Source organism: Lutibacter sp., assembly GCF_041596795.1.
GTDB lineage: Bacteria > Bacteroidota > Bacteroidia > Flavobacteriales > Flavobacteriaceae > Lutibacter.
This window is the reverse complement of sequence record NZ_JBFHHX010000178.1, coordinates 1-5618: the sequence shown is the minus strand read 5'-3', so window position 1 is coordinate 5618 and position 5618 is coordinate 1. Positions and strand designations below refer to the sequence as shown.

Sequence of the window (5618 nt, the reverse complement as noted above, 5' to 3'; positions counted from 1 at the left end):
TATCAACATAAATCGAATCAACTAAATCAATAAAAATCTCATTCATTACTTGCTTCTCAAATTCTAATTCAGTTTCCTTTTTCTGACAATTAGCAAGAATTATTAAAAATAGTATAGCAATTATTCTTTTCAATTATTTCTTAGTTTTTATGTGCCCTAACTTGTTATATACATTATTTTTTCTCTTTTATTCCTTAAGAAATAAAAGTTAAAAGTAGATATAGACTATTTAATCATTTGTTGAAATTGCAATTTTTTCAATGTACTAATTTAATAAAAAAGAGTTTTAAAAATATGTTTGTTGTTAATTTAATATGAAATTAAATATAGTGCGTGATATTTTATTGTTATTATCATTTTATAAACTAGGATTGAGATTTCCAATCAAGTTCAGGATGACGTTTCAAAATTAATAATCTTGACTGTTAAATTTTCTTTTGTAGCTACCTTAATCATATTTTTGGTACCCTTATTTTTGCCATTCCAAAAGGCTAATAATGCATCGGCATAATTTGCCATTTGTTTGTTGTGTTTTTGTTCTGCAGAGGTAGTAATTACAAAACAGTTTGGGTAAGGCTGATTCATTGAATCTATTCTTTTGCTCCAAGAAACTGCTGGCTTCTTCACTAAAATCAACTACTAAACTATTTTTTAACGTTTGGCCTTAAAGGTATTTTTCCTGGTTAATGAGTTTTGATTTCAAAATTTGACATTGTAAGGAATTTAAAATTTATATACTTCACTGCGTTTCTAACTCATAAATTTTAAAAAATAAAAATAAAAAAAGCAACTTACTGTAAATTAGTAAGTTGCTTAACGAAATAAATCTAACGTTGTGACCTCGACAGGATTCAAACCTGTAACCTTCTGAGCCGTAATCAGATGCGCTATTCAGTTGCGCCACGAGGCCGTTTTGAGGGTGCAAATATAGTACTTTTTTATAATTTACAAACTATTTTTTGTAACAAAATATCTCCAACCAATTATTGCCATTTCCCATTTTTTTGCTTTGGCCATATCTAAGCTTTTTTTTGAAAAACTAGGTAGTACTAATTTATTTATTTTTGCTAAAATTTTAAATAATTGTTTTTTCATTTTACAAAATTACATAATAAAAGAAACTCTACAATAAGCAACACTTTTTATTGCAATTTTTATTGTTTTTTTACTGAAGATGATTATGGATAATTAGTAAAAAAAAAAGAGTAGGGTAGATAGTACATAAAAGTAATTGGTTTTATTTAACTTTTTTTGTTGTTATTTCTATAACACCATTTTTACCTTTTTCACCATACAATTTTAACGCAGCTTCACCTTTTAATACATTTATAGATACTATGTTTTCTGGTTTTATTGCTTCCATTTCTTCTGAGGTAATTTCTTTTTCATCTAAAATATACAATGGTTTTTCTTTGTCCGAAATAGTTGTTATAGAACTTTGTGTTTTAATTATTTTTTGTCCTTTTGTACCATCACTTTTTAAGATGTAAAAATTTTCACTAGCATTATCTTCATCTAAAATAAATTCATTTTTTTCTCCATCTTCAGTTATAAATACGGCTTTAGTTAACTTCTTTTTGTTAGAATCAATTTTTAAGGTGTCAGCTATGTTGGTTGTAAACTTAAGTTCATCTTCATTAATAGTAGCAATACTAATTTCATCATTTTGTTTATTGTAACTTATAATAATTGGCTGTATTGGTTTATTGCTTTGTCTGGCAAATACGGTAGAGTTGGTTTTGTTTTTTGCTGTAATTTTTATAGCTGTAATTTCGTTTTCAGAATTTCTTATAATATCTTTAAACGCTAATTCCGTATTAAATTCTTCTTTAAAGGTTTTTGTTTCTGCTGCTAAATTTTCATTTGTTGAATTTTTATCTATAATTAAATCAATAACTGCGATATTTATTTCCCAAGAGCTTTTTTCTTGAGCCGTAATTTTAGTGTTAAATGTTGAAATAAAAGTTATTAATATTGGAATTAGTACTATATATTTCCATTGTTTTTTATTGTTTGAAGGATTTTTTTGTAACATAAGTATTCTTTTTTTGAGTAATGAATTGTAAAAATTATTGGTTATTGAAATGTTGAAATTTGTTGAAACTACTTTTAATAATGTTAACTTGTAAAGTTGTTTGTTCATTGATTTTTCTAAAGCATATTTATCTGCTATAAATTCTAAATTTTGTTCAATTAGTTTTTTTAAATGCCAGGTAAAAGGATTAAACCATAGAAGAATTACCAATAAATGAACCAATAAAGTATCAAATGAATGCCATTGTTTTACATGAACTTTTTCGTGGTTTATAATTTGGGCTAATTCCTCAGAAGAAAAATTTTCTTTATTATAAATAATGCTGTTAAAAAAGGAAAAAGGAGAGATGTTTTTTTTAGTTTCTATATAAATAAAATTGTTCTGCTTAATTTTTTGATGATTTAATATAAAAATTTTAAGCGAAATTAATTGAAACATAAATTTTAAACTAAAAATTAGCACGCCTATAAAATAGATAGGAATAATAAGCTGAAACCAATCAAAAGAATTATTTACTTGTATAGTTTCGTTATCAAATACATTAAAATTTAAAGTACTTAAATTTTTAGTTGCTCGCTCAATATAAACTGGAATCTCAATAAGCGGTATTAAAATTGAAAATAGTAAACCCGTTAAAAAATATATTCTAATAGAAGAGAAGAAAGTTTCGTTTTTTAAAAACACCAGATAAAATACCACCAGTATTATTACCAATCCACTTGATTTTAATAAATATTCTATCATTAATTGTTTTGTTTGCTTTCAATTATTTTTATGATTTCTCTAAGCTCATCAGCACTAATTTTTTCTTCTTTAGCAAAAAAAGACACTACATTTTTGTAAGAATTTTCAAAGTAACTATGAATGGCACTTGAAAAATATTTTTTCCGATACTCTTCTAAAGTAATTGTTGGAAAATATCTATGCGTATTTCCAAAGGATTCATGGCTAACAAACCCTTTATCTTCCATTTTTCTTATAACGGTTGATACAGTGTTGTAATGTGGTTTTGGTTTTGGAAGTTCAGCAACAACTTCTTTTACAAAAGCGTTTTTAAGTTTCCATAAAACGTGCATTATTTCTTCTTCTTTATTGGTAAGTTTATCCATATTTAGAAAATGTTTTATCAAATATAAACTAATTAATTAGTTACATAACTATAAAAGTAGTTAAATAACTTTAATTTGTTTTAGTAGCGTTTAATTTGCTTATTTAGAATCTCTTATATTTGTTAAAATCATCTTTATGAATTTTGTATTACTATTAATTGGATTTGGTTTATTAGTATTAGGAGGGAACTGGTTGTTGAAAAGTGCCGTTGGGTTTTCATTGCGATTAAATATTCCTAAAATTCTTGTAGGTATGACTATTGTTTCATTTGCAACTTCTGCACCCGAATTAATTGTTAGCCTAAATGCTGCTTTAAATAATCATGCAGATTTTGCTCTTGGAAACATAATGGGCTCTAATATTGCAAATTTAGGATTTGTTTTAGCTATAATTATTTTAATTTCTGATATTAATGTTCAAGATGGTTTTTATAAAATAGATTGGCCTGTAATGATGATTTCTTCTTTAATGTTATATTTTTTTATAGTGTTTGATGGAGAATTACAACGTTACGAAGGAATTATTCTGTTTTCTTCCATTATTGTGTTTTTAATTTATTTACTAAAATTTCAAAAACCTGCAATTGTTGATGAATTTCCGGAAGATGACATAGAGCTACCATTATATAAAAATTTATTGTTTTTATCTTTAGGTGGAGTTGCCTTATGGGGTGGATCTGAGTTTTTAATAAAAGGGGCTGTTGGACTAGCTTCAAATTTTAATGTTAGTGAAAGAATTATTGGAGTTACCGTTGTTTCCATTGGAACTAGCGTGCCAGAATTGGCAGCATCATTAATTGCTATTGTTAAAAAAGAAAAGGCAATTTCTATAGGTAATATAATTGGCTCAAATGTGTTTAATATTTTAGTGGTATTAGGTTTAACTTCTATAATTACACCTTTAAAAGTTATTGATCCGGCTTTAATTACTAATGATATTATTTGGATGTTGGCCATATCTTTAATTATATTACCATTAAACTTTTTACCTACTAAAATGAAATTTTCTTGGAAAGAAGGTATTATTTTGTTAGGTATTTATATAGCTTTTATGTTTACAACACTACTATAAATGCCATTTGTTCTGTGCTAAATGCATAGTTATAGGATTAAAATAAATAAGATAATGCTAGTTTTTTAATAGTAATATGATTCTTTTTTTCTCTAAAGTATAAGAATGGAGTGTTACACTTTAGTATAATTATAACATAAATATCCTATAAAATTAATACTAAAATTATTTAAGTTATTATTGCATAAATAATTTGCATTATTCAAAAGAGATTGTATATTTGCATCCGCTTAGGGCAATTAGCTCAGTTGGTTCAGAGCACCTCGTTTACACCGAGGGGGTCGGGGGTTCGAATCCCTCATTGCCCACAAAAAAAGGCTTCCATATTTGGAAGCCTTTTTTTATTTATAAAATTCAAGTATTAGATTTTTACAATTTTTTTTGTAAGTGTTTGATCGTTATCTGTTTTCAGTTTTAAAATGTAAACAGCTTGCGTTAATTCTTGAATGTCTAAAGCAGATTTTTCATCCATTTGCTTTACTAATTTTCCACTTAAGTCAAAAACATCAATATTAAATTTTTGATTGTATTCTAATCCATTAATATTAATAAAGTTTTCAATGCAGTTTATTGAAATTGAGTTTGTTGAAAAATCTTCAGTACTTAAAGTAGTTGTTGAATATCCATAATCTGATGCTAGTAAATTTCCACTTTGAGAAGTTCCAGCTGGATTTCTTAAAATTAACTGAAAATTAGAGATTGATGTTCCTAATGGTATAATAATTCCGTCAAAGCTATGAGTGTTAAAATCGATAGAGCCAGCATGTTCAGTTCCATTCCATGTCAAAGATATTAACGTCCCATTCCAATTATCAGCATAACTTATATTTTGAGAATTCATTGTTTCCGGAACCCATAAATATAGTATAACAGGATCGGAGTAAGGATTATATAATGTCCAATCACCTGAAGAACCATATGAGACATTAACTATACCATTTCCATTTGGAGTTAAGGTAAGTTGAGAATAGGAATTAAATGCAATAAGAAGAGTTAATAATAGTAAAGTTTTTTTCATAATAGTTTAATTTAAGTTAATAATAATTGCTGTTTTCTTTTTTTTGATAAAAAAATATTTTAAGTGAATGTGATTTATTTATGGTTTTAATCCGTTACAAAATTCCAAACTTGGCCAATTGTTTGTCCACCTTGATTGTCTTTAACAACCACTTTCCAATAGTAATTAGTAGATGCTGCCAAAGTAACATTTAATGTTTGAGCAGCTATATTATTGCCTTGTTTGTTAACTGGTGGATTTACTGTATCAAAATAAACATCATATGTTAAAGTATCACTAGTATCTACGTCACTTGCTGTCCATTCTAATGTTGCTGTAGTTGTTGTAACCGTAGCATTTAATGTTGGTCTTAATAATACTGGTGAAAATGGTAAATGGTTAGTT

General features: G+C 26.5%; 6 protein-coding genes, 2 tRNA genes and 1 pseudogene. 2 read left to right on the top strand and 7 right to left on the bottom strand.

Annotated features, from left to right (window positions below):
• Positions 1 to 390: 390 nt before the first annotated feature.
• The 5 genes from ABY298_RS14545 to ABY298_RS14525 all read right to left on the bottom strand — a co-directional run bounded on the left by ABY298_RS14545 (position 391) and on the right by ABY298_RS14525 (position 3144).
• A complete protein-coding gene (locus ABY298_RS14545; RefSeq protein ID WP_372746778.1) occupies positions 391 to 627 on the bottom strand; it encodes a hypothetical protein in 237 nt (78 codons plus the stop codon).
• A gap of 209 nt (positions 628 to 836) precedes the next feature.
• Positions 837 to 910: transfer RNA gene (locus ABY298_RS14540), tRNA-Arg, on the bottom strand.
• A 35-nt stretch (positions 911 to 945) separates the two neighbouring features.
• Positions 946 to 1095, bottom strand: a complete 150-nt coding sequence (locus tag ABY298_RS14535; protein ID WP_372746777.1) for an SsrA-binding protein — start codon at positions 1093 to 1095, stop codon at positions 946 to 948.
• 142 nt (positions 1096 to 1237) lie between these two features.
• Entirely contained in the window at positions 1238 to 2779 is a 1542-nt protein-coding gene (locus tag ABY298_RS14530; RefSeq protein WP_372746776.1) for a M56 family metallopeptidase, read from the bottom strand.
• Positions 2779 to 3144, bottom strand: coding sequence for a BlaI/MecI/CopY family transcriptional regulator (locus tag ABY298_RS14525; protein ID WP_372746775.1), 366 nt, complete (start codon positions 3142 to 3144; stop codon positions 2779 to 2781). Before ABY298_RS14525 ends, ABY298_RS14530 begins: the two co-directional genes overlap by 1 nt.
• 136 nt (positions 3145 to 3280) lie before the next feature.
• On the opposite strand from ABY298_RS14525, the gene ABY298_RS14520 reads away from it, so the two are divergent.
• Positions 3281 to 4216: a calcium/sodium antiporter gene (locus tag ABY298_RS14520; RefSeq protein WP_372746774.1), complete on the top strand. Its 936-nt coding sequence runs from the start codon at positions 3281 to 3283 to the stop codon at positions 4214 to 4216.
• A gap of 233 nt (positions 4217 to 4449) precedes the next feature.
• Positions 4450 to 4524, top strand: a tRNA-Val gene (locus tag ABY298_RS14515).
• Between the two features lie 53 nt (positions 4525 to 4577).
• Here the strand turns inward: ABY298_RS14515 and ABY298_RS14510 are convergent.
• Positions 4578 to 5234, bottom strand: coding sequence for a T9SS type A sorting domain-containing protein (locus ABY298_RS14510; protein ID WP_372746773.1), 657 nt, complete (start codon positions 5232 to 5234; stop codon positions 4578 to 4580).
• 86 nt (positions 5235 to 5320) lie between these two features.
• Positions 5321 to 5618, bottom strand: a pseudogene (locus ABY298_RS14505) (hypothetical protein); the annotation flags it as partial.